General features: G+C 63.3%; 28 protein-coding genes and 1 tRNA gene. 11 read left to right on the top strand and 18 right to left on the bottom strand.

The genetic code is table 11. The annotated features are described in order from the left end of the window. Window positions 1-167: 167 nt before the first annotated feature. A complete protein-coding gene (locus tag Har1129_RS09650) occupies window positions 168-515 on the bottom strand; it encodes a DUF192 domain-containing protein (protein WP_151100446.1) in 348 nt (115 codons plus the stop codon). Between the two features lie 81 nt (window positions 516-596). Between Har1129_RS09650 and Har1129_RS09655 the strand changes: the two genes are divergently transcribed. The 4 genes from Har1129_RS09655 (at window position 597) to Har1129_RS09670 (ending at window position 4,864) form a co-directional block, all read left to right on the top strand. Then, complete coding sequence (locus tag Har1129_RS09655) at window positions 597-1,145, top strand: hypothetical protein (RefSeq protein ID WP_151100447.1); 549 nt, start codon at window positions 597-599, stop codon at window positions 1,143-1,145. Window positions 1,146-1,215: 70 nt separating this feature from the next. Then, window positions 1,216-2,313: an ATP-binding protein gene (locus tag Har1129_RS09660; RefSeq protein ID WP_151100448.1), complete on the top strand. Its 1,098-nt coding sequence runs from the start codon at window positions 1,216-1,218 to the stop codon at window positions 2,311-2,313. A 69-nt stretch (window positions 2,314-2,382) separates the two neighbouring features. Beyond that, window positions 2,383-2,952: a GMP synthase subunit A gene (locus Har1129_RS09665; protein WP_151100449.1), complete on the top strand. Its 570-nt coding sequence runs from the start codon at window positions 2,383-2,385 to the stop codon at window positions 2,950-2,952. 55 nt (window positions 2,953-3,007) lie between these two features. Continuing rightward, a complete protein-coding gene (locus Har1129_RS09670; RefSeq protein WP_151100450.1) occupies window positions 3,008-4,864 on the top strand; it encodes a DUF2070 family protein in 1,857 nt (618 codons plus the stop codon). Window positions 4,865-4,931: 67 nt separating this feature from the next. On the opposite strand, the gene Har1129_RS09675 is transcribed toward Har1129_RS09670, so the two are convergent. Beyond that, window positions 4,932-5,016 (bottom strand) — tRNA-Ser (locus Har1129_RS09675). An 85-nt stretch (window positions 5,017-5,101) separates the two neighbouring features. Between Har1129_RS09675 and Har1129_RS09680 the strand changes: the two genes are divergently transcribed. Beyond that, complete coding sequence (locus Har1129_RS09680) at window positions 5,102-6,049, top strand: MoxR family ATPase (RefSeq protein WP_151100451.1); 948 nt, start codon at window positions 5,102-5,104, stop codon at window positions 6,047-6,049. Here the strand turns inward: Har1129_RS09680 and Har1129_RS09685 are convergent. Next, on the bottom strand, window positions 6,046-6,456 hold the full coding sequence (locus Har1129_RS09685) for a GtrA family protein (protein WP_151100452.1): 411 nt from the start codon (window positions 6,454-6,456) through the stop codon (window positions 6,046-6,048). The genes Har1129_RS09680 and Har1129_RS09685 overlap by 4 nt on opposite strands. Before the next feature lie 6 nt (window positions 6,457-6,462). After that, on the bottom strand, window positions 6,463-7,881 hold the full coding sequence (locus Har1129_RS09690) for a sulfatase-like hydrolase/transferase (protein WP_151100453.1): 1,419 nt from the start codon (window positions 7,879-7,881) through the stop codon (window positions 6,463-6,465). A 219-nt stretch (window positions 7,882-8,100) separates the two neighbouring features. Between Har1129_RS09690 and Har1129_RS09695 the strand changes: the two genes are divergently transcribed. Continuing rightward, entirely contained in the window at window positions 8,101-8,628 is a 528-nt protein-coding gene (locus tag Har1129_RS09695) for a GNAT family N-acetyltransferase (protein WP_151100454.1), read from the top strand. Window positions 8,629-8,648: 20 nt separating this feature from the next. Here the strand turns inward: Har1129_RS09695 and Har1129_RS09700 are convergent, their stop codons facing one another. From Har1129_RS09700 to Har1129_RS09710, 3 genes are read right to left on the bottom strand one after another with little or no spacing between them, the layout of a single operon-like run. Beyond that, window positions 8,649-10,367, bottom strand: coding sequence for an AarF/ABC1/UbiB kinase family protein (locus Har1129_RS09700; RefSeq protein ID WP_151100455.1), 1,719 nt, complete (start codon window positions 10,365-10,367; stop codon window positions 8,649-8,651). A gap of 18 nt (window positions 10,368-10,385) precedes the next feature. Beyond that, the gene (locus tag Har1129_RS09705; RefSeq protein ID WP_151100456.1) at window positions 10,386-10,742 is read right to left on the bottom strand and encodes an Hsp20/alpha crystallin family protein; all 357 of its coding nucleotides are present in this window, start codon (window positions 10,740-10,742) and stop codon (window positions 10,386-10,388) included. A 44-nt stretch (window positions 10,743-10,786) separates the two neighbouring features. Then, window positions 10,787-11,566: a GIDE domain-containing protein gene (locus tag Har1129_RS09710; RefSeq protein ID WP_151100457.1), complete on the bottom strand. Its 780-nt coding sequence runs from the start codon at window positions 11,564-11,566 to the stop codon at window positions 10,787-10,789. Window positions 11,567-11,710: 144 nt separating this feature from the next. Here Har1129_RS09710 and Har1129_RS09715 point away from each other — a divergent pair, with 144 nt between their 5' ends. Then, entirely contained in the window at window positions 11,711-12,640 is a 930-nt protein-coding gene (locus tag Har1129_RS09715) for a molybdopterin-binding protein (protein WP_151100458.1), read from the top strand. Here the strand turns inward: Har1129_RS09715 and Har1129_RS09720 are convergent. The 6 genes from Har1129_RS09720 to Har1129_RS09745 all read right to left on the bottom strand — a co-directional run bounded on the left by Har1129_RS09720 (window position 12,628) and on the right by Har1129_RS09745 (window position 17,226). Then, entirely contained in the window at window positions 12,628-13,275 is a 648-nt protein-coding gene (locus tag Har1129_RS09720) for an HAD family hydrolase (RefSeq protein WP_151100459.1), read from the bottom strand. The two genes, Har1129_RS09715 and Har1129_RS09720, sit on opposite strands and share 13 nt — an antisense overlap. A 108-nt stretch (window positions 13,276-13,383) precedes the next feature. After that, complete coding sequence (gene lwrS / locus Har1129_RS09725) at window positions 13,384-13,803, bottom strand: LWR-salt protein (protein ID WP_151102129.1); 420 nt, start codon at window positions 13,801-13,803, stop codon at window positions 13,384-13,386. 10 nt (window positions 13,804-13,813) lie between these two features. Continuing rightward, window positions 13,814-14,092, bottom strand: coding sequence for a 4a-hydroxytetrahydrobiopterin dehydratase (locus Har1129_RS09730; RefSeq protein ID WP_151100460.1), 279 nt, complete (start codon window positions 14,090-14,092; stop codon window positions 13,814-13,816). Window positions 14,093-14,133: 41 nt separating this feature from the next. Beyond that, window positions 14,134-15,480, bottom strand: coding sequence for a glutamyl-tRNA reductase (gene hemA, locus Har1129_RS09735; protein ID WP_151100461.1), 1,347 nt, complete (start codon window positions 15,478-15,480; stop codon window positions 14,134-14,136). Then, window positions 15,477-16,124, bottom strand: coding sequence for a bifunctional precorrin-2 dehydrogenase/sirohydrochlorin ferrochelatase (locus tag Har1129_RS09740; protein ID WP_151100462.1), 648 nt, complete (start codon window positions 16,122-16,124; stop codon window positions 15,477-15,479). The genes hemA and Har1129_RS09740 overlap by 4 nt, the downstream gene beginning before the upstream one ends. Before the next feature lie 46 nt (window positions 16,125-16,170). Further along, window positions 16,171-17,226, bottom strand: coding sequence for an Lrp/AsnC family transcriptional regulator (locus tag Har1129_RS09745; protein ID WP_151100463.1), 1,056 nt, complete (start codon window positions 17,224-17,226; stop codon window positions 16,171-16,173). A gap of 111 nt (window positions 17,227-17,337) precedes the next feature. On the opposite strand from Har1129_RS09745, the gene Har1129_RS09750 reads away from it, so the two are divergent. Continuing rightward, the gene (locus tag Har1129_RS09750) at window positions 17,338-17,628 is read left to right on the top strand and encodes a hypothetical protein (RefSeq protein ID WP_151100464.1); all 291 of its coding nucleotides are present in this window, start codon (window positions 17,338-17,340) and stop codon (window positions 17,626-17,628) included. Window positions 17,629-17,633: 5 nt separating this feature from the next. Here the strand turns inward: Har1129_RS09750 and Har1129_RS09755 are convergent, their stop codons facing one another. The 3 genes from Har1129_RS09755 to Har1129_RS09765 all read right to left on the bottom strand — a co-directional run bounded on the left by Har1129_RS09755 (window position 17,634) and on the right by Har1129_RS09765 (window position 18,611). Then, window positions 17,634-18,044, bottom strand: coding sequence for a DUF5778 family protein (locus Har1129_RS09755; RefSeq protein ID WP_151100465.1), 411 nt, complete (start codon window positions 18,042-18,044; stop codon window positions 17,634-17,636). Window positions 18,045-18,219: 175 nt separating this feature from the next. Beyond that, the gene (locus Har1129_RS09760; protein ID WP_151100466.1) at window positions 18,220-18,414 is read right to left on the bottom strand and encodes a cold-shock protein; all 195 of its coding nucleotides are present in this window, start codon (window positions 18,412-18,414) and stop codon (window positions 18,220-18,222) included. A gap of 2 nt (window positions 18,415-18,416) precedes the next feature. After that, entirely contained in the window at window positions 18,417-18,611 is a 195-nt protein-coding gene (locus tag Har1129_RS09765) for a cold-shock protein (RefSeq protein ID WP_004517065.1), read from the bottom strand. A gap of 115 nt (window positions 18,612-18,726) precedes the next feature. Here Har1129_RS09765 and uppS point away from each other — a divergent pair, with 115 nt between their 5' ends. Further along, complete coding sequence (gene uppS / locus Har1129_RS09770) at window positions 18,727-19,653, top strand: polyprenyl diphosphate synthase (RefSeq protein WP_151100467.1); 927 nt, start codon at window positions 18,727-18,729, stop codon at window positions 19,651-19,653. Between the two features lie 4 nt (window positions 19,654-19,657). Here the strand turns inward: uppS and Har1129_RS09775 are convergent, their stop codons facing one another. Next, window positions 19,658-20,266 carry an undecaprenyl diphosphate synthase family protein gene (locus Har1129_RS09775; RefSeq protein ID WP_151100468.1) on the bottom strand — a complete coding sequence of 203 codons (609 nt, stop codon included), beginning with the start codon at window positions 20,264-20,266 and terminating at the stop codon, window positions 19,658-19,660. Between the two features lie 95 nt (window positions 20,267-20,361). Here Har1129_RS09775 and Har1129_RS09780 point away from each other — a divergent pair, with 95 nt between their 5' ends. Both Har1129_RS09780 and Har1129_RS09785 read left to right on the top strand, forming a co-directional pair. Continuing rightward, on the top strand, window positions 20,362-21,720 hold the full coding sequence (locus tag Har1129_RS09780; RefSeq protein WP_151100469.1) for a DUF92 domain-containing protein: 1,359 nt from the start codon (window positions 20,362-20,364) through the stop codon (window positions 21,718-21,720). Beyond that, window positions 21,717-22,133 carry an N-acetyltransferase gene (locus Har1129_RS09785; RefSeq protein ID WP_151100470.1) on the top strand — a complete coding sequence of 139 codons (417 nt, stop codon included), beginning with the start codon at window positions 21,717-21,719 and terminating at the stop codon, window positions 22,131-22,133. Before Har1129_RS09780 ends, Har1129_RS09785 begins: the two co-directional genes overlap by 4 nt. Here the strand turns inward: Har1129_RS09785 and dnaG are convergent. Then, window positions 22,130-23,467 carry a DNA primase DnaG gene (dnaG, locus tag Har1129_RS09790; protein WP_151100471.1) on the bottom strand — a complete coding sequence of 446 codons (1,338 nt, stop codon included), beginning with the start codon at window positions 23,465-23,467 and terminating at the stop codon, window positions 22,130-22,132. The genes Har1129_RS09785 and dnaG overlap by 4 nt on opposite strands. Between the last annotated feature and the right edge of the window lie 128 nt (window positions 23,468-23,595).

A 23,595-nucleotide genomic window follows, 5' to 3' on the forward strand; every position in this document is an offset into this window, starting at 1 on the left:
TCTGACTCACAGAAGATACTCCATCACGCGCCACGAATTTCGCGGCCAGCCGCCTCGCGGCGACTTCCTCTATCCTCCGTCGGGTGTTCCGACATAGTGGTGTCTACTCTAATCTTCATAGTCTAAAAGGTGACGGAACTACCTATCACGTCCCACGCCAATCGCACTCACGACTCAAGACGGACCGTATCGCCCTCCGAAACGCCTGACGCCGCGCCACCGGGCAGCTCGATGACAGTGTCAGCGTTCGCGTAGCCGACCGACCGCCAAGGCTGTAGGGTTTCGACGGCTTGCACCTCTTCGTCGACGAGCCAGAGCACGTCAAGCGGGAACCGGACAAACAGCATGTGGATGAACTGTCGACTCGCGTGGTCGAAGGGAAAGACGAGCGCGTAGTCGTCGGGGATAGATGACCGGAACATCAGCCCCCGGCCCTGTTCGAATATCGACTCGGCGTATTCCACCTCTGTCGCCAGCGGCCGAGCCGCGCCGTCGGGATCGTAGACGAGCCGCATACCACCGCGGAAGTCAGGGGCAGGGAAAAGCGTTCTGTCGGAACAGTGGGTTTGAGGGGCCACAGACCTGTATCGTGACCTATGGAGAAGGCCCCCGGGGGCACGTCCGTCGGCGTCGACGACCCGTACGACCACGTCAAGCGGTGTGACTTCGTCACTGACGAGGGGAAGTGTCGGTGGGCGCGTGAACACGGCCACCACGACCCCGAGTTCGCCAACGCCCGGAGCGCCGACGACTTTCGCTGTCCGGCGGCAATTGCGCCGGACGATGCGGACGCGGATGCGGAGCCGGAGTGGGACTGGGGTGACTGCCCGCATTTCCGCTCGCGGAACCACGACCGGGAATGCGTTCGCTGCGGACTCGAAGAGCGGCGGATGGCCCACTCCGAGGACCGACCGCTACTGGAGGAACACCACCTCTCGTACCGCGACGGCGGCGGTGAGCTATCACACGAAATAACAGTATTTCTCTGTCGGTGGTGTCACGCGAAGGTTCACCAGTCGTGGGCACGGCTCGACGACGACGCGAATCCAGACCCTGACGCTATCGCACAGCAGGAACAGCGACGCTCTAAGGAGCAATCTGAACTGGGCTTCGAATCGGCTGCCGACCGCTACGACGACTCGTAGCCGCCCTGAGTATCAATTCTGATATTCAGAGGTGGACGGATAAGTAGGTACACAGTAACTGATTAGTATAGTGACCTCTCCGGTGCTTACGAAGCAATCACTGGGGACGGGCTATGTCGTCGCGACCGGCGTCGTGATTACCGGCGCATTGCTCGCCCACGGCATGTCTACCGTCCAGCCGTCCCTGATCGATCTGGTCATCCTCGGCGTGGGGTTGACACCGGCGCTAGCTCTGGTAGCGGCGAACTATTGGCTCCCGGTGAGCGGGCTGTCCGGCGAACAGATATGGACCGCCGCAGAGTGGTGCGGGCTTGGTATCGCGCTGTTTACGGTCATCAAAATCGTCGTGTTGCTCGCCCCGGTACCGCAGTCCTCCATGGTCCCATCGATACTCGCAAGCGGGGTCGCGGTCGGCGGGTTTGGCGGCATTCTGTTCGGGTGGCTGCTGGAACTCCGACGGTCCCGACGGAGACTCTCCCAGAGCAACGAGGTGCTGTTTCGGGTGCTCCGACACGACCTCCGGAACGACCTCAACGTCGCACTTGGCCATCTCGGCGAACTGCAACGGGATGCCACAGAGCGCGGAGACCCCAAATGCCGTGCGCACGCCGACCAATTGAGCGGCACAATCGATGATATCATCGACACGACGGAGAAGGCACGACAGATAGAGTTCGCGTTCGATGCAGACCGTCGCGCACAGCAACCGATTGATCTCGTGCCGTGCGTCAGAGAACAGGCGAAGACGATCATGGCGTCACATCCCGAAACAACCGTTGAACTCGACCTCCCAGAACAGTCGCAGGTGTACGCTGACTGGATGCTTGATACCGTGTTACGGAACGTTATCGAGAACGCGGTCGTCCACTGCGAAGAAACCCCCACACTGTATATCTCCGTCGAGGAGCACGGCCGAACCGTGTTCGTCCACATCGGGGATAATTGTCCGTCGATTCCACAGCACGAACAAGATGTCCTCAATAGCGGTGTGGAAACGCAACTGTGCCATTCAAAGGGTATCGGACTCTGGCTAACGACGTGGATCGTCGAGAGTTACGGCGGGGCAGTACACCTCACGACGTCGGATGACGGCAACGTTGTGACGCTGGAATTGTGCGGGCCGACAGTTCTCGACGAGATTCGCCAGACCCTTCGAGAGTGGCCCTGAAGCCGGTCGCGAGGGGAACCGTCGACCGCATCAGGAGATATATACGCCTTCGTAGCCTTCGCGTCAGTAATGACCCGAATCGACGTTATCGACAATCACGGACAGTTCACACATCTGGAGCAGCGTGCGCTCCGAGACATGGGCGTCGACGTCTCACTCAGGGACAACACGACACCCCCGGCGGAGATCGACGCCGACGGCATCGTCCTTTCGGGCGGCCCGGACATGGACGATATCGGGAACTGCCCCGCGTACCTCGACCTCGACGTTCCAGTGCTCGGCATCTGTCTGGGCATGCAACTCATCGCCGACGAACTCGGCGGCCGGGTCGGCGGCGGCGAGTACGGCGGCTACGCGGACGTAACGGTCGAGATTCTCGACGACGACGACCCACTTCTCGGCTCGCTGTACCCCGAAACCCGGGTGTGGGCCAGCCACGCTGATGAGGTGAAGGAAGTGCCACCCGGATTCGAGCGAACCGCGACCTCCGACATCTGTGGCGTCGAGGCGATGAGCAATACAGACGAGGCGATATACGGCGTCCAGTGGCATCCGGAGGTCGCGCACACTGAAGAAGGCGAGGAAGTGTTCGAGAACTTCCTGTCGGTCTGTGATCAACAATCCGTCGCCAGCCAGTAATCGGCAACGGGTAATGTAACTGGTTTTATATCCGCTCGTAGGGAGTGATAGATAAATGACGGCGACACAGGGAAATCTCGCTAGCCTTTCCCGATTTATCTTCCGGGCTCCGACTTGGTACACGAGCCTAGCCTTTGCGCTGGTCATCGCCGCGATGACCGGCATCGTTGCGTTCGATTCACGGTTCATCCTCGACGACGCTTGGCAGGGCGTGTTTCTCATCGGCCTGCCGACCTCAATCGCCAGTGCCGTGACGCCGTGGGTCGACCGACAACTGGGCGGGCAGCTAACCCCGAACCGGGCCACCCTGCTTGCGGTCATCTGTGAGCTCATCACGATAGCGATGCTGACCATCGCCGGCCTTATCGCCATCTTTACCGTCCGGCTGGGCCAGAACTTCGTCTTCGACGTACTGTTAGTCGCGCTGGCGTCGATATTCGCCTTCCGGCTGCTGATACTGATGGCCGTCTCGCGACACTCACTGCTGAAAGCGGCGATTCCGGCGAGCGTTCAGACCATCACTGCCGCCGTGTTACTGGCGATATACAGCGGGGCAACCGCGTTCATCCTCGAAGACCCGATGCTCCGGGAGTACCTCTCGCGCCCGGAAGAGGTCCCGCCGCAGGTGCAGGGGTTCATCCCGCAAGACTTCATTATCCTCGCGGCTATCTGTGTCATCTACGCGCTGGCAGTCTGGCTGTTTCTGGTCGTCATCGACCAGCCGTGGCGCTCCTCGCTCGGTGTTTCCGCGCTGGATTTCCTCCGGGGCTTCATCGGGCACATCGCCGAGGGCACGCGCGAACTGGAGGAGTTCTTCGAGGAGATCGGCGAAGAAGCCGTCGTCCCGGTCACCGTGTTGTCGGTCCGCCAACCGGACGGCGAGGAGAAGGCCCGGTTCGTCCTGCCGATGATTCACCCCGGTCCGATGGGTGAAATCGGCGGTGGGAACCTCCCCAGACGCGTCGCCGAGTCGGCGGAGGGCTTGGCGTTCCCGCCACACGCGACCGCCGGCCACGACTTCAACCTCGTCACCGAACGGGAGGTCGATACAATCCTGTCGACCGCCGAAACGGCGTCCCAGAAGCTCAAATACGACGATCAGGCAACAGTGGGCCACCGCGTCACCGAGGGGGAAGCCACGCTGACCGGGCAGGCCTTCGGCGACGACGCACTCGTCGTGAACACGTACGCGCCGGGTTGTGCCGACGACGTGGAGTACGCTGTGGGACTCTCAGCGATGTCGGAAGCACGGGCTGACGGGCTCGACGACGTGCTCTTGGTCGACGCGCACAACTGCAACGACGGGCTTGAGGGCGACGACCTCGGCCACGTCGTTCCCGGCAGTCAGCGGTCTTTCGACATGCTCCACGGGGCCGGTCAGCTTGGCAGCCTGCTTACGGACGCCGAGACCGGCCAGCTCCGCTGTGGCGTGGCTTGGGACGAAACCCCTTGGGAGCCCGAAGATGGCATCGGCCCGCTCGGGATACGGGTCTGTGTCTTCGAAGTCAACGGCCAGCGGACGGCGTACGTACTCATCGACGGCAACAACATGGAGCCGGGCCTCCGCCAGCGCATCATCGACGCCGCCGAAGGCGTGGATATGATGGAGGTGATGACCAGCGACACCCACATCGTCAATACTGTCGAAGCCGAAAATCAGGTCGGGCAGGCGATCCCTGAGAAGGAAATCGTTGCGCTCATCGGGGACCTCGTCGACAGAGCTATCGCCGACCTCGAACCCGTCGAGGCCGGGATGGCGAGCGAACAGGCGACCGTGACGGTGTTCGGCAACGACCGGACAGAGACACTGGCCTCGACTGCCAACGCGATGGTCTCGATGGGTGGTGCGCTGGCCGCGGCGTTTATTCTCATCGTAATGACGGTCAGCGTGCTGATCTTCCTACTGACCTGAGCGGCGGTCGACCGGCTACGATCCGCCGGAGCCAAGCGCTGTCGCTTGGAGTTGGTCCGTCAGAAAGCGCCGAGGAGGAGATTTGAACTCCTGAGTCCGTGAGGACAGTTGCTCTCGAAGCAACCGCCTTGGCCAGGCTAGGCTACCTCGGCTCATCCATCAGTACCGCCGTTTGCTCTTTAGTGGTTTCGATTTCGGACTCGACACCCCTTTACCGGACCCGTAACATGACAGGCTATGGACGCTACCGAGGCAAGCGAGGTGTCGAGTCAGATCCTCGACGAGATCGGGAGTGCCGTCATCGCTGACCGCGGCTTCTTCGAGACGGTGCTGCTGGGGGTCGTCGCAAAGGGCCACGTCCTGCTTGAGGACGTTCCCGGCACAGGGAAGACGCTGACCGCCCGCAGCGTCGCGACCGCGCTGGGACTGTCCTTCTCCCGTATTCAGTTCACGCCGGACCTCCTCCCGGCCGACATCACGGGCACACACATCTTTAACGAGGAGTCTCGGAGCTTCGAGTTCACGGAGGGGCCGGTGTTCGCCAACGTCGTGCTGGCCGACGAAATCAACCGTGCACCGCCGAAGACCCAGTCTGCCCTGCTGGAAGCGATGGAAGAGGGACAGGTCACCGTCGATGGAGACACCTACGACCTGCCGTCGCCGTTTTTCGTCATCGCGACTCAGAACCCCGTCGACATGGAGGGAACCTTCGAGTTGCCAGAGGCGCAGGTCGACCGATTCCTCGCGAAAACGTCGCTCGGCTATCCCGACGGCGAGGGCGAGGTCGAACTCCTCCGGCGGCGCGCTGGCCGGACGACACAGAGCCCAACTGTGGAACCGGTGCTCGATGCGGAATCCGTCGAGGAACTCCGGAGCGTTCCGGAGACGGTCACCGTCGATGACGACCTGCTGCAGTACATGGCCGACCTTGTTCGGGCGACCCGAGACGACTATCGGGTGGATGTCGGGGTCTCACCGCGCGGGACCCAGCGACTGTTCGAGGCGACGCGAGCGATGGCGACAATCGCGGGCCGAGAGTACGTTGCTCCAGACGATATCAAGCGGGTCGCACAGCCAGTGCTAGCCCACAGGCTGGTGTTGACGCCCGATGCCCGCGTCGAGCAGGTCGACAAGGGAACCGTCGTCCAGAGCGTCCTCGATGAGGTCCCCGTCCCGACCGTCTAACCCCACGTCCAGTGTGCGTCAAGCGCATACCGATACACGCCTGTGATGACGATAGCTCCGCCGTTGCCGACCAGCGGCACGACGCCGCCCCATGTGACAAACGCATATAGGAGGCCCAACTGGATCGGGATCGCCGTCCCACGAACGAGGTTCGTCTTCCCTAATCCGAGGACGTACTCCCGCAGGTTCGAATGCTGCGACCGGTGAAACGTCCAAGCGTTGTTGAGAACGTACTGCAACAGAATCGTACACTCGATGGCGATAGCGGCCGCGAGGATGTAGTTCAGGTCGCCAAGGTCGGTGAACAGCCACAGCAACGCTTGCTGGACCGACGCCGCGACCACGCCAACGAGGAAAAACCGGACGAGTTGCTGTCGCCGGGCCGGTGTGACGACAGCAGACGCCATACAGCCTTACTGATAACCGAGCGCCTTTAATCGTGCTGTTATCTCGTCGGATGCCTCGGTGTTTCCGGTCCCCGTCCCGTCGCTGTCGAGCTTGGCGAGGTGGTCGGCAACAGCATCCGAGAGCCGGTCAAGCACCGTCGCCGGCGGATCGGCGTCCGTCGAGTCCGAACAGAGATCGACCTGCTCCTCGGGGTCGTTCGTCCGGTCGTACAGTTCCCGGCGGCCTGATTCCGTGAACTCGATGTAGGTGTAGCGCTCGTCGCGTGCGCTGAGGAGCAATTCGCCGTCGGCGCGGCTCCGCGGAATCGGTTGGCTGGTCACGCTCTCGCCCCGGACCGCCGCGGAGACGATGGGAGCGCGGTCCTCGATGTCTGCGCCGTGAATCGCCGGAGCGACGGACGCTCCGTCCCACTCCGCCGCCGGCGTGAGCGACAGCAGGTCACACACTGTCGGCGCGATGGTGTCGAGGCCGACGGGCGTCTCGACCGACTGGTGCTCACCATCTGGTGTCGAGACGATATACGGGACGTCGATGAGTTCCCGATAGAGCTTGGGGTAGTGAGCGAGATGGCCGTGTTCGAGGAACTCCTCGCCGTGGTCGCCGGCGACGACGACGGCGGTATCGTCGCGGTAGCCCTCTGTTTCGAGCGTGTCGAGTAGCCGTCCGACGCTGGCGTCGACCTGCCGGACCGTCGCCTCGTACAGCGTCCGGAGCGTCTCCAGCGTCCGGTCGTCGACTTCCCAGCCCAGTCCGGTTCGGAGGTGGGAGCTGAGCATCCGGAGGACGCCGAAGTGGTTGTCAGATACCTCGCGGATATGCCGCGGGGCCGGCACGTACGGCGTGTGCGTGTCCATGTAGTGAACCCACAGGAAGAACGGTCCGTCGGTCGTCTCCAGAAACTCGGTGGCACGGTCTTCGAGGTCGCCCATCCGTGACACGTCGGCGAAGGGGCGTTCGTCGGACCCGCCGCTGAGAACCGTCGCGGCGCGCCGGAACGGCGAGGTGCCCAGCTGGACCCAGGCCTGAATAGTCGGGTGGGCCGCCAGATACTTGCTGTAGCCGCCGCTGTCGACGAACGGCTCGAACTCGTCGAACCCGCGGTCGTACCCCCAGTGGTCGGTGAGAAAGCCGTTTGCAGCGTTGAATCCTGCCGTCTCGACACCGGCATCGGACACCTGCTCGGCCAGCGTCGGCGTCGACGCCAGACCGATGTCGTCGCTCTCCGCGAACACCGGACGCGACCCGTGAATGCTAGGGAACGAAAACGGCGTCCAATTCCCCTGTGCAACGGCGTTTTCGAAGACGGCACCCGACTCGGCGAGTGAGTCTATGACAGGGGAGACACTGTCAGGGCCACCCAGCGCGTCTGCCCGCAGCGAGTCCACCGTGACCAGCACCACATTGTTCGTTGCTGGGGCTGTCATAATCGACCTACACTCCCCTGTGGTCGTAATAGGACCGACGTATCGCGTCCGTAAACCGGGGTTTTCACCCAGCGTGTGCCACCGAATTTTCTCATACCCCCTATAACAGACACTGAATACTGAACGTTCCGGATAAATTCAGAGAGGGATAATAGAACCATACTCTCATAAGGTAGAATTAAACCCCCTCTCCGACAAGGGCTGTCCAGAACATATTCGATGACCGACCGGATTCAGTTTCGGTCCTACGATAGCCGAGACGCCGATGCTGTCTGGCGTCTTCACGAATGGGCGATGCGAGCGAGCGGAAACGACCCCAGTGACATCCCCGGAACGTCGGACCTGAAAAACGTCGAGACGCGGTATTTCGATACCGGCGGCGCGTTTCTCGTCGGCGTCGTGACCGCCGCTGACGACGAACTCCCGGGGACATTCGATGGCGGCCTAGCCGCGATGGGCGGCTTCCTCCCGAACGAGGTCGGCCACGCGGACGAGCGGACCGTCCCCGGCGCGGCCGAACTCCATCGGATGCGGGTCGCTCCGTCCCGGCAGCGGCGCGGCTACGGTCGCAGCCTCCTCCACAAACTCGAACAGCAGGTGGCCGAGCGGGGGTACGATGTCCTGCTTGCGACGACATCTCAGAGCCAACCCGCCGCGGTCGCGTTCTACCGAGACGAAGGATATCAAGAGGTCGACCGGTCGACACAGGGTGAGTACGAACTCATCCACTTCGAAAAACAGCTCTAATCGCAGCGACTGGACGGCGTTCAGTCGCCGCTATAGGCGTCGTCGGTGTCCTCGCCGAAGGAGGTGTTGAGCCCGCCCGGACTCTCTCGGTCTTGCTCGCGCATGCTCTGGCGCGTGAACTGCGGTTTTGCACGGACGGCCTTCTTCGAGCGGAACGACCACCACAGCGCCAGAGACAGGCCAACAGTGCCGGCGATACCGACACCGGTCGCGGGAAGCGATGCCTGCGTGTACAGGAACGCCGTCGAGAACAGCGTGCTTGCAAGCAGCATTCCGAGGATGAGCCGCTTGGTCATCGTCGCGAGCAGGCCGTCGGAGTCCTCGATGTCGGCTTGCACGCGGAAGTCCTCCCGCTCGACCCTGTCGAGGGCGGACTCCAGTTTCGGCGGGATTCGGACGGCCGACCGGGCCGCGTCGGACACTTCGGTCGCTCTGTCCTCGACGAAGTTCCGGACGCCCTCGGCGATGTACCCCTCCTCGCGGAGATAGTCGGTGGCGACGCCGATGAAGTCGAAGTCCTCGTCGAGGGTGACACAGACGCCTTCGACGACCGTGGCGACACGCAATACGAGCGCAAGATTCGCCGGCAAGCGAAGCGGGAACTCGTAGATGGTGTCCTCGACCTGCTGGATGATTTGCTGGACGCGATACTGCTCGATGTCCTCGCCGCGGGCGTCGGCGATGGCCAGTTCCATCACGTCACCCATCACCTGCCGGTCGGCTTCCGGCGAGAGCGTCCCCATCTCGATGAGGGCATCAAGGATGGCGTCGATGTCCTGATCCGCGACGGCGGCGTAGAAGTCGATGATCTTGTCCTGCACGAACGGGTCGACCCGGCCGGACATCCCGAAGTCATAGAAGACGAGCGTCCCGTCGTCCTGTACCGCGAGGTTCCCGGGATGTGGGTCGGCGTGGAACACGCCGTCGTCGATAATCATCTTGAGGTACGCCCGCTGGAGCGTCTCAGCCAGTTCCGTCCGGTTGATACCGCCCGAATCGAGGCTGTCGATATCGTTTATTTTCGTCCCGGGGACGTACTCCATCGTCAGGACGCGCCGCGTTGAGTGGGACTCCTTGACCTTGGGGATGCAGATGCGGTCGTTGTCCCTGAAGTTCTCCCGGATTTCGGTGAGCATACGACCCTCTCGCTGGTAGTCCATCTCTTCCCGGATGGTCTTCGAGAACTCATCGGCCAGTGTCTCAAGCGAGAACGACCGGGAGTTGTCGATGAAGTACATCAACAGCGGGAGCGACCAGCGGACGACCCGCAGGTCGGCCTCCACGAGCGTCTCGATGCCGGGGCGACGGATCTTGACGGCGACCTTCTCGCCGTCGACCTCCGCCAGATACACCTGCCCGAGCGACGCGCCGCTTATTGCCTCTGTCTCGAACTCGTCGAAGCGGTCGTCGACAGACCCTAATTCGTCCTCGATGACGACCCGTGCCTCGTCCCAGTCAGCCGGTGGCACGCGGTCCTGCAGTTTCGAGAACTCCTCGATGTACTCCGGTGGTAGGACGTCCGGCCGCGTCGAGAGGATCTGGCCGAGTTTGATGAACGTCGGGCCAAGCGTCAGCAACGAGTCAAGTAGCTGTTGTGCACGCTCACGACGCTGTTCGGGTGTGACGCGGCGTGATGAGCCGATCACGAAGAACCGTTTCCGGTCTCGTGCGTACGCGACCAACAGGGGCAGGAAGTGGCGAGCGACGACGAGGAACCGCCAGTACGCGCGAATGTTCACCGGCTTGCCACCTCTGGGTCAGTCCCCGTCGATCGGGATTGTCGTGCTCGGTGCGGCCGTCGCCTTCGGCAGGCGGAGTTCGAGGACGCCGTTTTCTACGGTCCCCTCCCCGCCCTGCCCGGTCGTGTCCGGCGGGAGCGGGATCTCGGCATCAAGGAACACGGAGCGGTCCTCGCGAACGAACGTGAACTCCCCGGGCACGTCCTTGGTCCGTTGCCCGTCTATGCGAAGGCGGCCCCCTTCAACGGTCACGTCGATTGTATCCGCGGTCACGCCCGGCAGATCGAGCACGAGCAGGTATTCGTCCTCGGATTCGAGCACGTCCGCGAACACGGCGTCGGGAAGATCCCGAAGCGCTTCACGCAGGGCTGGCATACGCCCATCTAGGTGGTACGCTGTGGTAAACCCGACGGTCTCCGCTACTGCAGGAGGACGGAAACAAGGGCGGCGCTGCCGATGCCGACGGCGATGAGACCGAACACGGTTTCGGCGAGAGCGCCCCGAACGATCCGTCGGGCAGTGCCGCGCTCGCTGGTGTCGGAGATGACGAACACCGGCGTCCCGTCGCCGTCCCCGACGATAGCGTCGACCAGATTACTCCCCCACTCTGTTGCGGGGCCGCGCATCGCCTGCCCGTAGACGTACACGTCCTCGGCGACATCCAGCCGCCGCTCGGTAAAGCGCTGTTTGTTCCCCAGACTGAGCTCCGTCACGAGCAGGTTCACGGACCCGTCCTGTGCCTCGACGCTCTTCGTCCGCTCGACGTAGTCAGCCAGTCGCTCGGGGAGTTCGGTCCCGGGGGACACCGTCACCGACTGGGACTCGAACCGCACGTCCGCCCCATCAGGATTCACGCGGACGCGAGCGTTTCCGTCGTCGACGACGAAGTCGACGCCGGCCTGCCCCTCATCCAGCGTCTCCCAGTTGGAGTGTTTCCCCGACGATCGGTATTCCTCGACTTCGTAGGTGTAGGCCAGACACTCGCTGCCGGTGAAGGGGGCCGTGACTGTGCCGGTGTCCTCGTCAGCAACGGCTGTGCCGGTGATTTCGACGGGGCCGGTGTGCCCGTCGAGTGAGCGCACTGGGACCGGATCGTTACGGAGGATATGAAACACTGTTCGGAGTTCCCGGCCACCGCGGACAAGGAGGAAACCGCCGATAGCCAGAAACGTGATGGCGACCAGTTGGGGGAGGACCATACGTCGATGCCGGACCCGACCGAGGAAAAACATTCCCGGTTCCGCCGTCCCACGGCTGGGACAGTGTGGCTGCCGGGAACGGTGAGGTGTCGGGACACCGCCGCTACGCAGGGTACTTTTGCCACAGCGGCCGCTAGTCCGAATATGGCTGGCTCCTCGCCCTCGGACGCCGAATCGCTCCCGCTGGAGACCGCTCGTCGCCGAATCGGTAGTGTCACCGGACCCATCGACCGGACGGACAGGATTCCACTCTCCGTCGCTACCGGGCGAATTCTGGCAACGGATGCGACGGCGAACGAACCTATCGGCGGGGCCGAAATCAGCGTCGGGGACGCCGTTTTCGAACAGGGCCATCAGATACGGCCCGGCGACGTGGGGCTGTTGAAAGCCGCTGGGATTTCCGAACTCCTCGTTCGCCAGCGACCGCAGGTCGGCATCCTGCCGACGGGCGATGAACTGGGTCAGCGAGACGCTGGCAAGGCCCAACAGGTCGAGACGGCGGGGTTCACACTATCACAGTATGTCGACCGCTGGGGCGGCAAGGTGACATACCGGGACCCCGTGGCCGACGACGCGCCGGCGTTGCGAATGGCCGTCCAGCGCGACCTCACCCGTGACATGATCGTCATTACCGGGACGGAACCGGGCGATACGCTCCGGGACGTGGTGGCGGACCTCGGCGACGTGCTCACGGACACCATCGCTATCGACCCCGGTGGCCAGACCGGTCTGGCCGTCGTTGCGGACCGGCCGGTGGTGCTGCTGCCGGAGTCACCGACTGGGGCCCGCGTCAGTGCTGTCCAACTCGTTCGCCCGCTCCTGAAAACGTTCGCCCACGCCCCGCTAGCTGTGCATCCGGAGACCCGAGCGACGCTGGCGGCGCAGGTCGACAGTCAGAACGCGACCCGGACCTTTAGGCCGGTAACCGTGAGCGACGGGACGGCGACGCCACTGTCCGGTGATGAACTCGCTACAGCGACCCGTGCTGACGGTTGGATATCCGTGCCTGCAGGCGAAACTGGTCTCGATGCCGGCGCGACCGTCTCCGTGGAAAACTGGGACTATCTCCCCTGAGACGACGACAAGTCGAGTAGTGAGGCGACGCGCTTGTCACCGCGCACGCACCGACCCGTCTCTGCCGGGGACCGCCGACCGACGTGGACGCCGTCGAGGCCCGCGTTCCACGCTGCGCCGATGTCCGACGGATTGTCCCCAGCAAGCACGCCGCTGTGGCCGTTGTACCGGACGCCCATCTCCCGCATCGCCAGTTCGACCGGCTTCGGGTCGGGCTTCCAGCCGATATCGTCGTCACAGCAGACGACCGTCTCGAACCAGTCGCCAATGTCGAGATGATCGAGCACCGGTTCTGTGAGGTACTGCTGGCAGTGCGTGACCAGTCCGACCGGTGTATCGAGGGTGGCGAGGAACGCCTCGGCGTCGTCGTAGAGATACGTCGCCTCGGCCCGGGCAATAGGGTCTTCCTCCTCGTGGAACAGCCGCCAGAACTCCTGCTGGTCGACGTTGCGTTCCGCGAGGGTCCGCGACCGTGTCCCACCGAATCCGTACCAGAGTGCATCCCGCTCCCGGTCCGTAAATTCGACGCCGAGGCGGTCGCCCACGGCACCCATCACTTTCCGGGGGTAGGCTGGCTCGATATCGACGAGCGTCCCGTCGAGGTCAAACAGCCAGAAGTCGTATTCGGTGGTCATTGGGGGTCGATTTGTTGGGGAGTTTCGAATATAGTCTTTCGGGCCCTACGACTAGTTTTGCTGCGTATAACCCCTCTGTAGCCACCGACTACACAGCAGCGTCTCGTTTCACGCCACCCGAATCGAACTACCAAGGTACTTGTTGCACACCTCGCTGACCGAACCGGCGTTAAACAGGGCCAAATTGTCGACGATCTCGGCTTTCAGCGACTCCAGATACGCCTCGTCGGTCCTGAGTTCGCTGAACGACGCCGAGACGACTTGACAGCCGAGTTCGTCCCCGGCGAGTCGACGGAAGTGCGGTTCGTCAGCGAGTTCGCCACGCCAGAGCGTGTCCCGGAAGAACAGCCAGCCGCTGGTTCCCGGGTCATCAGCCGCCCGGTACAGCGTCGTTTCGAACCGGTCAGGCTCGGTCCACAACCCATCCGCGTCCGGCCCCAGTCGGAATTCGATCCGGAAAACGTACCGGGCAGTCGCGCCATCGGGATCAGTCGGCCGGAGCGACGCGAGTCCGTCGGTCGTGTCCACAGTCACACCGTCAGTCGTGGATGCCGTTCAGCCGTTCGGCGAGATCGATATCGTTCTCGGTGATGCCACCGGCGTCGTGGGTCGTCAGCCGGACTTCGACTTCGCCCCAGCGGATGGTCATCTCCGGGTGATGCCACGCGTCCTCAGCGAGACCAGCAGCAGCGCTCAGAAAGCCCGACGCGTCCAGATAGCCGTCGAACTCGAAGACGCGAACGATTTCGTCGCCGTCACGGGTCCACTCGTCAGGTAGCCGGTCGCTAATCTCTTCCTCAGAGAGCAGGTCTGCCATATCGGCTACGTCGGACGGCGTGGGCAAAAAGGTGGGCGTGGTCAGTCGTCAGAGAGTCGGTCGAGCATCGCGTTCGGGATTTCCTCGCGCATACCGTCAGGGATGTCTTCGACCGACATACCCTGAGTGAACTCGGGTGGGGTGGTCTGGTCGGGGCCGCCGAAGTCAGGGTCGAACAACTGCAGCGCCGTATGGATTGTCGACCAGTCGTCTTCCTCGGCGGCGTCCCGCAGGCTCTTGGTCGGCGCGGCGAGGATCTGTGAGACGATAGCGTCGGCCATTGCCTCGACGACTTCCGCCTGCTCCTCGTCGAAGTCTGCCGCCGAGAGCGCACTGTTTATCTCTGCCGCCTTGACCTGTTCGGCGCTCTCGTACATCGTCGAGATGACCCTGTCGGCACGTTTGCGCTTGTACTGCGTGAGCAGTCGGTCGAACTCTTCGTCAACGATTCGCTCGACTGCCTCGGCGGCTCGCTGTCGCTTGTTCCGTGTTTCGGCGGTCACCGACTCCAGCGCGTCGAGGTCGTGTACCGCAACTGCTGGGAGGCGGTCAGCACCGGCCGGAACGTCACGGGGTTGTGCGATGTCGACGATAGACACCGCTCCGGCGTCGCTGAACGTTCCGATTTCGAACACCTGATCGCCGCTCCCCGTCGCCGAAATAACGACGCGGGCTTCAGAAACAGCCGCTTCGATGGCGTCGAGCGCAACTGCGCTCGCGTCGATATCGACCGATTCGGCGACGTGCTCGGCGTGTGGCACCGTCCGGTTGGCCACGAGCAAGCGGTCGACTTCCTCACTGAGTGCCTTTGCGGCGAGCTGGCCCATCTCACCCGCCCCGACGACGAGCGCTGTCTCGCCTGCCAGCGAGCACTCCTGTTCGAGCAGGCGAACCGCGGCGGAGGCAATCGAGACGACGCCCTCGTTGATCTTCGTCTCCGTGCGGGCGCGCTCGCCGACGTGAATCGCTTTCGTGACACCGTCTTCCAGCATCGGACCGATGCCGCCAACGCCGCGGGCGGTCTCGTAGGCGGTCCGAAGCTGGCCGAGAATCTGGTCCTCGCCCAGCACAATCGATTCGAGCCCGGCGGCCACCCGGAGCAAGTGGCGGAGACTCTCTTCGTGGCCCATCTCGACAACAACGTCGTCGGGCACGGCGCGGGTGAACAGTTCGAGCGCGTCGAGCCCGTCCTCGTGATCAGAGACGACGACATACCCCTCAGTACGATTACAGGTCTGCAGGGCAATCGCCTCTTCGACTTCGGGGTTCGCGAGCAGGGATTCGACGGCGTGGCGCTCGCTATCCGCCGCAGCGGTCTCTAATTGGTCGACGCTCGCGCGCTCATGGGAGATACAGACCCCAACGATTGCACCAGTGTCCCCTCTCACGTTTGATCACCAGGTAACTCTCCGATCACGTCTCTAGCTACTTGCTCCCCCTTGTACCTGCCACTATCTAAAGCCTTCCAAACTTCCCGTGACCTGACAACGAACCTAACGGCGTCACGCCGTTCGGCCGGCGGGACGCCCCGGTCGCGGAACTCCTCGCGGAGGTCGCCAACGAGAGCAGCCATCAGACCGGCGTTTCCGAACTCGTCTTCGAAACGCTCGCGCAGGTGCTTCGACAGCGCCGGCGCGCGCCCGCCGGTCGCAATCGCCAGCGTTACCGGGTCGTCCCGCACCGTCGCCGGAACGACGACATTGCCGAACGACTGGTCGCCGTGGTCGTCAGCTCGGTTGACGAGAGCGCCGTTGTCCTCCGCAGCCGCCGCGAAGGCGTCGTTCAGGGCCGAGTCGTCCGTCGCGGCGACGACCAGCACCGGATCAGTCCGCTCGACCCAGTCTGTGGCATCCTCGGGAGTCGGCGCGGCCCGGACCTTTTCCGCGTCCGCGAACGCCCGGTCGGCGAACTCGGGACTGAGGACGACGACATCTGCCTCTGTGGCGAACGTTCGAGCCTTGCGCGCACCGACCGGCCCACCGCCAACGATGAGGACCGTCTCGCCCTCGAAGTCGTGCATGAGTGGGATCATCGGTCGGCCCTCTCTGACTCGACATTGCAGTCCTGACTGCGCACGGTCACGCCGTTTCTGTGTTCTGCCGTGCTCGTTCGTCCAGCCTGATGCCCGTCTTCTTCAGGATACGTGTCGAGAACAGCGTGTCCCAGTCGTCCTCGGACACGTCCCAGTGTTCTGCCATCCGGTCGCGCACCTGCTGGATGCGCTCCTGACTTTCCGCTTCGCTTCGCCCGTGAGTCATCGCGAAGAAGTTGTACGGCCAGACGCCGTCGTGCCGAGGCCGTTCGTAGCAGTGGGTCACGAAGTCAAACTCGGCAATGGCCGGACCGACCTCGTCGATGACTTCGTCAGGGACATCCCAGACGGTCATCCCGTTCTCGCTGTAGCCCAGCGCGTAGTGGTTCGGGATGACGCCGACCCGGCGAACCTTCCCCTCCTCGTTGAACCGCTGTATCGTCTCCAGAACCCAGTCCACAGCCGCGTCGATTTCGTCGGCAACGTCGGCGTACGGCGTGGCGGTAATCGGCAGGCCGTCCTGAATGGCCAGCACGAGATCGAGTTCGTCAGCGGTGAGCGACCGCGTCTCGGTCGACATCACGTCCGGCCCGAGGTCCGAGCAGTCGATATCCTGTGTCTGTGGTCCCTCGACGGGGAACTTCGCGCCGACGTGGAACTCCTGTTGTTTCGGGAGGTTGTACGTCTCCTCGCCGGTCTCGGCTTCGATGTCGGCCAGCACCTCGTCGACACGCTCCTCGTCAGCCACCGAGAGGACGAACCACATATTCAGATGCGGATGTTCGCGCTCGTAGTTGTGTGCGACCTCCGGGTGGGCGTTTATCAGCTCGGCGTGTTCGTCGTAGCTGCCCTCGGGGGCGTGGGTCGCGACAAGCGTTGCGGTGCCGCCGATGGCTTCGGCGTTGATGAGTGCCCCAAACCGTGTGAGCACGCCCGCATCGTCGAGGGCTTGCACGCGCTCTAACAGCTCGTCCGCGTCGATGTCGACGCCGTGGTCGCCGAGGGCCGCCGCGGCTGGTTCGAACGGCCGCTCGACGACCGGGAAGCCGCCCTGAAAGGCGTTCAACACCGCCCGGTCTACCGTCTCGAGGTCTTCGCTCATGCCGAAAGCTGGGGGTTCTGCGAATAAAAACAGTCCGGGACAGTCGGGCACACGCGGCCCACGTGTCCAGATCGCCGGAGCGTTTTACCTTTCTGCGTCCATAGTTGACGCGTGGCAATCTCGACAGCCGAACTGGCAGTCCGGCTGCTGGTCTACCTGTTCGTCCTGCTAGGGGTGCCGCTGTGGTTTGTCCTCATGTTCCGGCTCATGGACTACGCCGCACACGACACGCTGGTCGAGCAGTTCAGCGGCCAGCGCAACGGTCGCGACACCGGCCAGCTCAACGCGTACTTCGAACAGGCCGCCATCGAGGCACGGACCTGTCGCATCTGTGGCGCGGCGAACGGCTCCGACTACACCTACTGTCACAACTGTCAGGAACGGCTGGCGACTGACGACTGACGTGGTTACTCGCCTTTGACGCCGGTGACTGCGTAGCCAGCGTCCTCGACAGCTTCGAGAATCCCGGCGTGGTCGGCGCTGGCCTCATAATAAAACACGAGATCAAAGGAGCCGTTGCGCAGAAGCTGCTGACACTCCCAGACGAACTCCTCGTCGTCCAGCGTGAGCCCTTGGTGCTGGTTCGACGCGAACTCAGGGTCGTCGCTGCCGGAGTAGACAAACGTATCCGTCGGGTCCAGCCCCGCACCCTCGGCGATGAATTCGCCGACCTCGATGGTGGCCTGCATCATCTCTATCTCGTCGCTGCCGTCGTATTCTGTGTGGACGACAGCACCGTTGAGCTGGATCTCGCCCGGCTCGAGCAGCTGTTTGGTCCGGCGGTAAAGGTCGTCGTCGAGTGCGTCGGCCTCGCTCATACCATGCGGTCGGTGTTGCTCTCCCTAAGATACTTCGGATTCGGAGCGCTGGTCGGTCTATCCGAAGATATTCGGTTCGAGAGACGGCGCGGCGACAGCCGTGGGAACCCACACGCTGCCGAGTAACGCCGCTCGGTCCGAGCACGAGCCCCGTCGAAAAGCGAGCCGCTCCCGCTTACAGTCGCGTGAGGTTCGTCGCTCGTGGTCCTTTGTCTGCCTGTTCGATGTCGAATTCGACTTCTTGCCCTTCTTCTAAGTCCGGGCCGCCGACGTCTTCCATGTGGAAGAACACGTCATCGTCGGCATCGTCGGTTTCGATGAAACCGTAGCCACCCGTATCGTTGAAGAAGTCTACAGTGCCTGTCGCCATGGTTACAGCCGCGTGAGGTTTTTCGCGCGCGGGCCTTTGTCGGCCTGCTCAATCTCGAATTCCACTTCTTGCCCCTCCTCGAGGTCAGGACCGTCGATGTCCTCCATGTGGAAGAAGACGTCCTCGTCGGAGTCTTCGGTATCGATGAAACCGTAACCGCCTGTGTCGTTGAAGAAGTCTACCGTACCGGTCGCCATTGCAATTCGAACGTTGTGCCGGGGTGTATTAAAACTATGCGCATATATTTCGCCGGATTAGGCGGGAAATAACTGTACCCAGTCCCTTCCACAAAGTCCTTATTGAGTGGTTGAAATGTATACAACGATGCTATCGAGGGGGAAGCGACTGGGATATGCGGCCTATGAGCGATTGCTCCAGTGGGAACTGTCAGGGACGCCCGACCACGTCGCAGTCATCATGGACGGGAACCGAAGATACGCTGAAAAGCAGGGTGCAAAAAAACAGGAGGGTCACAAAGAGGGGGCCCAGACGACGGAGGCACTGCTGAACTGGTGCGACGAGCTCGGCGTCCGGGAAGTAACGCTGTACACATTCTCGACGGAGAATTTCGACCGCGACCCCGAGGAGCGCGAGCACATCTTCGACCTCGTCGAGCAGAAGCTCCGGACGTTTGCCGACGCCGACCGAGTTCACGAGGCCGGCGTGTGTATCCGCGCCATCGGCGAGACGGAGATGCTTCCCGAGCGGGTTCGTGATGCTATCGACTACGCCGAAGGGCGAACCGCTCAGTACGACCAGCTCAACCTCAACATCGCGCTGGCCTACGGTGGCCGGGCCGAACTGCTCGGCGCGGCCCGCGATGTCGCCGCTGCCGTCGAGGACGGGACTCTCGACCCGACAGACGTCTCAGCGGACACCATCGAAGCGCGACTCTACGAGGGGCCGACCCGCGATGTCGATCTCATCGTTCGGACCGGCGGCGACGAGCGCACCTCGAACTTCCTGCCGTGGCACGCTAACGGCAACGAGGCCGCCACGTTCTTCTGTACCCCCTACTGGCCCGAGTTCCGGAAAGTCGATTTCCTGCGGGCGATTCGAACCTATCAGAACCGAGAACAGTCTTGGCGGACGACCCGTGCCGAGCGGTCGCTCGCACTGGTTCGTGCCATCGAACAGTCGGAGCTACCGACGGCCAAACGGATGCTCGGACGGTTCCGCGACGCGCTCCCGAGCACCGAGCGCAAGCAGGTCGACGAAGAGTACGACCTCGCGGACTGATATCCTAGCGGCCGAATCGCCGCTGGCGCTCTTGATAATCCCGTAACGCCCGCAAGTAATCCCGCAGCCGGAAGTTCTGCCAGTTCACGTCGGTGAAGTACAGTTCCGAGTACACGGACTGCCAGATCATGAAATCGGAGAGCCGCTCGGCCCCGGTTTTGATGACGAGATCCGGATCGGTCGGGAAGACCAGATGCTCTTCGACCGCAGTCTCGTCTATGTCAGCTGGATCGAGAGCACCGGTATCGACGCTTTCGGCGAGCTTCTGGACGGCCGTTGCGAACTCCGACTGTCCGCCGAGACCGATCGAGATCTGAATCGGCGCGTCGGCCGTCGTCTCGTCGTTCGGTACTCTGACCGCTATCTCCCGTGGCGCGGTGACGCTTTCGAGTTCGCGCTGGAGTGTCGGAATCGCCTCCTCATCGAGGACGCTCACGTAGACGACGACGGTATCGGTACCGTACTGGACCGCCCAGTCGAAGAACCGCTCTAACGTCCTGTAGGCACCGTCTCCCAGCAGGTCCCGCTCCGTAATCACCAGCGCGACCGTCTCGGGCAGGTCGGCGTCGCTGCGCCGAACGCGCGTTGCGAGATATCGGTCGTATAGTCCCACACCAGTCGGTATGCTGACAGCCGCAGTAAATCCCACGGTACCGTCGCCTCCACAGTTCGGAAAGGGTAAGTGCCTCTCGGGGATACCGGTGGGACGTGACTGGCACAGTCCGTCGGGCAGGCGCGTTCGCCGCCGTGGGGACCCTCGCGGTCGCCGTCCCGGCCGCAACGGGCTTTCGCTCGCTCGAACTCGCGACTGTCGCCGCTATCGCACCCTTCGTCCTCGTCGCCGCGCTCGGCGTGACGGTCATCGGACAGGACTCGCGGCTGTTCGACCTGTTCGCCCGCCCCGGTGACTACGAGGACGGGAAACTGTACGGCCTCACGGCCTTCTCGCTTGCCGCTGCCGGCCTCGCGTTGCTTGCCGTCCGATTCAGTCTGCCGGTGCCGGTGTTTGTCGGCGTCGTCGTCATCGTCGCCTACGGGAACCTCGGTCAGCGGCTCGCGTACACTGTTCGCTCCGACGAGGTGGTCGCAACCGCGGGCTTCGTCCTCGTCGGCTTCGTTGCCGGCGTCACGGGACAGGTGCTCGGAACACGGATTCAGGCCGCTGTCGGCGAGGGAGCGGCTGCTGTCGATCTCCCGCTCGTGCTGTTTCTCGCCGCCAGCGGCGCGTTTGTCGCCGCGCTGCTTCGCTCGGTGCTGTTCGAGCGGGACGACCCGCTGGTGATGCTCACCGTGGGACTGCTGCTGTGGCTGTTTTTCGAACTCGACCCGTCGGTGACGGCACAGCGCGTCGTCATCGCACTTGCCGTGACAGTCCTGCTCGGATACCTTTCCTACGCACTTGACACCGCGTCTCTCCCGGGGATGCTCACCGGCGTCCTCCTCGCGTTTTTGACCATCGTACTCGGCGGGTTCGGCTGGTTCGCGATGTTGATCTCCTTCTTCGGGCTCGGTGGGCTCTCGACCAAGTATCGGTACGACGAGAAACTCGACCGCGGCATCGCAGAGGAAAACGAGGGCGCACGCGGGAGCGGAAACGTGCTCGCGAACTCTATCGTCGCACTGTTCGCCGTCGTCGCCGCGGCGGCGAGTCCGAGCCATACCGCCGTCGACCCGCTGCTGTTCTTCTACGCCTTCGCCGGGGCCGTCGCCGCCGCGATGACCGATACGTTCTCCAGTGAGTTCGGCGGGCTCTACGACAACCCGCGGCTCATCACGACGCTCAGACCCGTCGAACCGGGTACTGATGGTGGCGTCACATGGCAGGGCGTGGCTGCCGGGGCCGTCGGCGCGGGCATCATCGCCGGCATCGCCGCGCTCACCCAGAACATCGGGACGGTCGGCGGCGGCGTCATCCTCCTGTGCGGGCTGGTCGGCATGACCGTCGACAGCCTGCTGGGGGCGACCGTCGAGGGCTCGGTCGTCGGCAATCAGGGCGTCAACATGCTTGCGACGCTGGCGGCCGCTTTGACCGGTGCCGGTGTCGTGCTGGCCGTCGGTCTCCTATGATCCGCAAGGCCCGCTCCGAAGACGAAGCCACCCTCCGGGCTATCCAGACGAACGCGCTCGACGAGCCGTGGCCGGAACTGCTCGGCGTTGGAATCAACGGCCCGCCGCTCGTGCTGGTGCTCGATATCGGTGAGCCGGTCGGCTACGCGCTGGTGGTTCCGGACCACCCGGTCGCGTACTTGGCGGAGTTCGCCGTCACGCCCGGAAAACAAGGTCAGGGCCTCGGAACGACACTGATGGACGGGCTGCTGGAGAGACTCCGGGCTGGTGGATTCGAAACGGTCAGACTCACCGCGCGCGCTGACGACGGGCGGGTCCGTTCCTTCTACGATGGGTTCGAGTTCTCGGTCGCCGACGAACTACCCGACCACTACGACGACGGCGACGGCGTGTTGCTCGTTCGGGACCTCTAGCCCTCGATGCGAACGTGAACGGCTGTCGGCTGTTTGACGTACTCGCCGTGGCCGCCAGCGACGACAACATCGACGCCGCGTTGTGCAGCGACGTCGAGGAGTTTCTGTGAGCAATCGGCATCGATGACGACGGTCTTGGGAACGTCCGCAGCGGATTCTAGCAACGAAACAACGGCATCGGCGTCGCCCTCCGCGAGTAGCGTCGCGTCCTCGTCGACCAGCCTGACCGTCCCGCTGTGGTTCTGGATAACAGCTTCGATGTGGTCCGAAAGCGAGGGGATGGGCGGTTCGTCGCCGCTCTCGGTCGTATCCTCGTCGGTTGCTGCATCCGCTACCGCGGTCGCATTCGAGCCGTCCGTGACGTTCGTCTCGCCATCGGTTGTTTCGGCCTGCGCCGACCCGGTCTGTTCCCCGGGGGTCGGCTGGCTGTCGGCGGTATCCTCAGACATCGCGGCCGCCACGGCACCGCCATCAGCGGTCGTCGATTCCCCGGCATGGGACATCTCCTCGCGGATGCTGTCGAGGCTCTTGGCGCTTGCGACCGTCTCGTAGGGGACCTTGTCCCGCAGCGCCGACATCACCTCGCTACGCGAGAGATCCTCGACGGACTTGTCGCTGGGAGTGACAGCGACGTAGTCCACGTCGCCGACCTGCGCGAGTTCCTTCAGAATGAGGTCTCCACCACGGTCACCATCGAGGAACGAAGTCACCGTCCGACCGGCCGTCAGGTCGGCGATGGCGTCGGGGACATTTGTGCCCTCGACTGCGACGGCGTTCTTGATTCCGTATTTGAGTAGTTGCATCACGTCCGAGCGGCCTTCGACGACGACAATCGCGTCGGAGTCGGCCACCCGCGGGCCGGCCGGGAGTCCCTCGTAGTCGGTCACGTCGGCGACCCGGACCTGTTGTCTGACCGTCTCGACGATGTCCGCAGTCTGGATGGATTTCTCCTCGAAGTCGTTCAGCAGTTCCGTCGCGCGCTCGACGACTTCACGCCGCTTTGCGCTGCGGACGTCCTCGATTTCCGAGACCTCGATCTCGGCGCGACACGGTCCCACCTGTTCGATGGTCTCCAGTGCCGCGGCGAGAATCGCTGTTTCGACTCTATCGAGGCCGCTCGCGACGGTAATCTCGCCGAAGGACTGGCCACCTTCGGAGCGGATCTCCACGTCGATGCGGCCGACCTTCTTTGAGTCCTGTAGGTCCCGCAGGTCCAATTCGTCGCCGAGCAGCCCTTCCGTCTGGCCGAACACCGCGCCGACGACGTCGCTGCGCTCGACGACCCCCGCCGCCGTGATGTCGGCATGTATCAGATATTTCGCCGTATCTTGCATGATTGTCCTATTTTCGAGCCCGTCGAACGCTGTTCCGACGGACTGCTGTCACTATGCTGATGTTGGGTAGTACAGCGGAATAACCTTGCGCACGCGAGTCGGCAGTGAACAAACTCTTCCCCAGTTGC

It is taken from the genome of Haloarcula sp. CBA1129, assembly GCF_008729015.1.
Lineage (GTDB): Archaea > Halobacteriota > Halobacteria > Halobacteriales > Haloarculaceae > Haloarcula.

Bases quoted from the DNA above. Each gene is read 5' to 3' on its own strand.
- Har1129_RS09650 (WP_151100446.1), bottom strand. From the start codon at position 515: ATGCGGCTCGTCTACGATCCCGACGGCGCGGCTCGGCCGCTGGCGACA.
- Har1129_RS09655 (WP_151100447.1), top strand. From the start codon at position 597: ATGGAGAAGGCCCCCGGGGGCACGTCCGTCGGCGTCGACGACCCGTAC.
- Har1129_RS09665 (WP_151100449.1), top strand. From the start codon at position 2,383: ATGACCCGAATCGACGTTATCGACAATCACGGACAGTTCACACATCTG.
- Har1129_RS09670 (WP_151100450.1), top strand. From the start codon at position 3,008: ATGACGGCGACACAGGGAAATCTCGCTAGCCTTTCCCGATTTATCTTC.
- Har1129_RS09680 (WP_151100451.1), top strand. From the start codon at position 5,102: ATGGACGCTACCGAGGCAAGCGAGGTGTCGAGTCAGATCCTCGACGAG.
- Har1129_RS09685 (WP_151100452.1), bottom strand. From the start codon at position 6,456: ATGGCGTCTGCTGTCGTCACACCGGCCCGGCGACAGCAACTCGTCCGG.
- Har1129_RS09690 (WP_151100453.1), bottom strand. From the start codon at position 7,881: ATGACAGCCCCAGCAACGAACAATGTGGTGCTGGTCACGGTGGACTCG.
- Har1129_RS09695 (WP_151100454.1), top strand. From the start codon at position 8,101: ATGACCGACCGGATTCAGTTTCGGTCCTACGATAGCCGAGACGCCGAT.
- Har1129_RS09705 (WP_151100456.1), bottom strand. From the start codon at position 10,742: ATGCCAGCCCTGCGTGAAGCGCTTCGGGATCTTCCCGACGCCGTGTTC.
- Har1129_RS09710 (WP_151100457.1), bottom strand. From the start codon at position 11,566: ATGGTCCTCCCCCAACTGGTCGCCATCACGTTTCTGGCTATCGGCGGT.
- Har1129_RS09715 (WP_151100458.1), top strand. From the start codon at position 11,711: ATGGCTGGCTCCTCGCCCTCGGACGCCGAATCGCTCCCGCTGGAGACC.
- Har1129_RS09720 (WP_151100459.1), bottom strand. From the start codon at position 13,275: ATGACCACCGAATACGACTTCTGGCTGTTTGACCTCGACGGGACGCTC.
- Har1129_RS09730 (WP_151100460.1), bottom strand. From the start codon at position 14,092: ATGGCAGACCTGCTCTCTGAGGAAGAGATTAGCGACCGGCTACCTGAC.
- Har1129_RS09740 (WP_151100462.1), bottom strand. From the start codon at position 16,124: ATGATCCCACTCATGCACGACTTCGAGGGCGAGACGGTCCTCATCGTT.
- Har1129_RS09745 (WP_151100463.1), bottom strand. From the start codon at position 17,226: ATGAGCGAAGACCTCGAGACGGTAGACCGGGCGGTGTTGAACGCCTTT.
- Har1129_RS09755 (WP_151100465.1), bottom strand. From the start codon at position 18,044: ATGAGCGAGGCCGACGCACTCGACGACGACCTTTACCGCCGGACCAAA.
- Har1129_RS09760 (WP_151100466.1), bottom strand. From the start codon at position 18,414: ATGGCGACAGGCACTGTAGACTTCTTCAACGATACGGGTGGCTACGGT.
- Har1129_RS09765 (WP_004517065.1), bottom strand. From the start codon at position 18,611: ATGGCGACCGGTACGGTAGACTTCTTCAACGACACAGGCGGTTACGGT.
- uppS (WP_151100467.1), top strand. From the start codon at position 18,727: ATGTATACAACGATGCTATCGAGGGGGAAGCGACTGGGATATGCGGCC.
- Har1129_RS09785 (WP_151100470.1), top strand. From the start codon at position 21,717: ATGATCCGCAAGGCCCGCTCCGAAGACGAAGCCACCCTCCGGGCTATC.
- dnaG (WP_151100471.1), bottom strand. From the start codon at position 23,467: ATGCAAGATACGGCGAAATATCTGATACATGCCGACATCACGGCGGCG.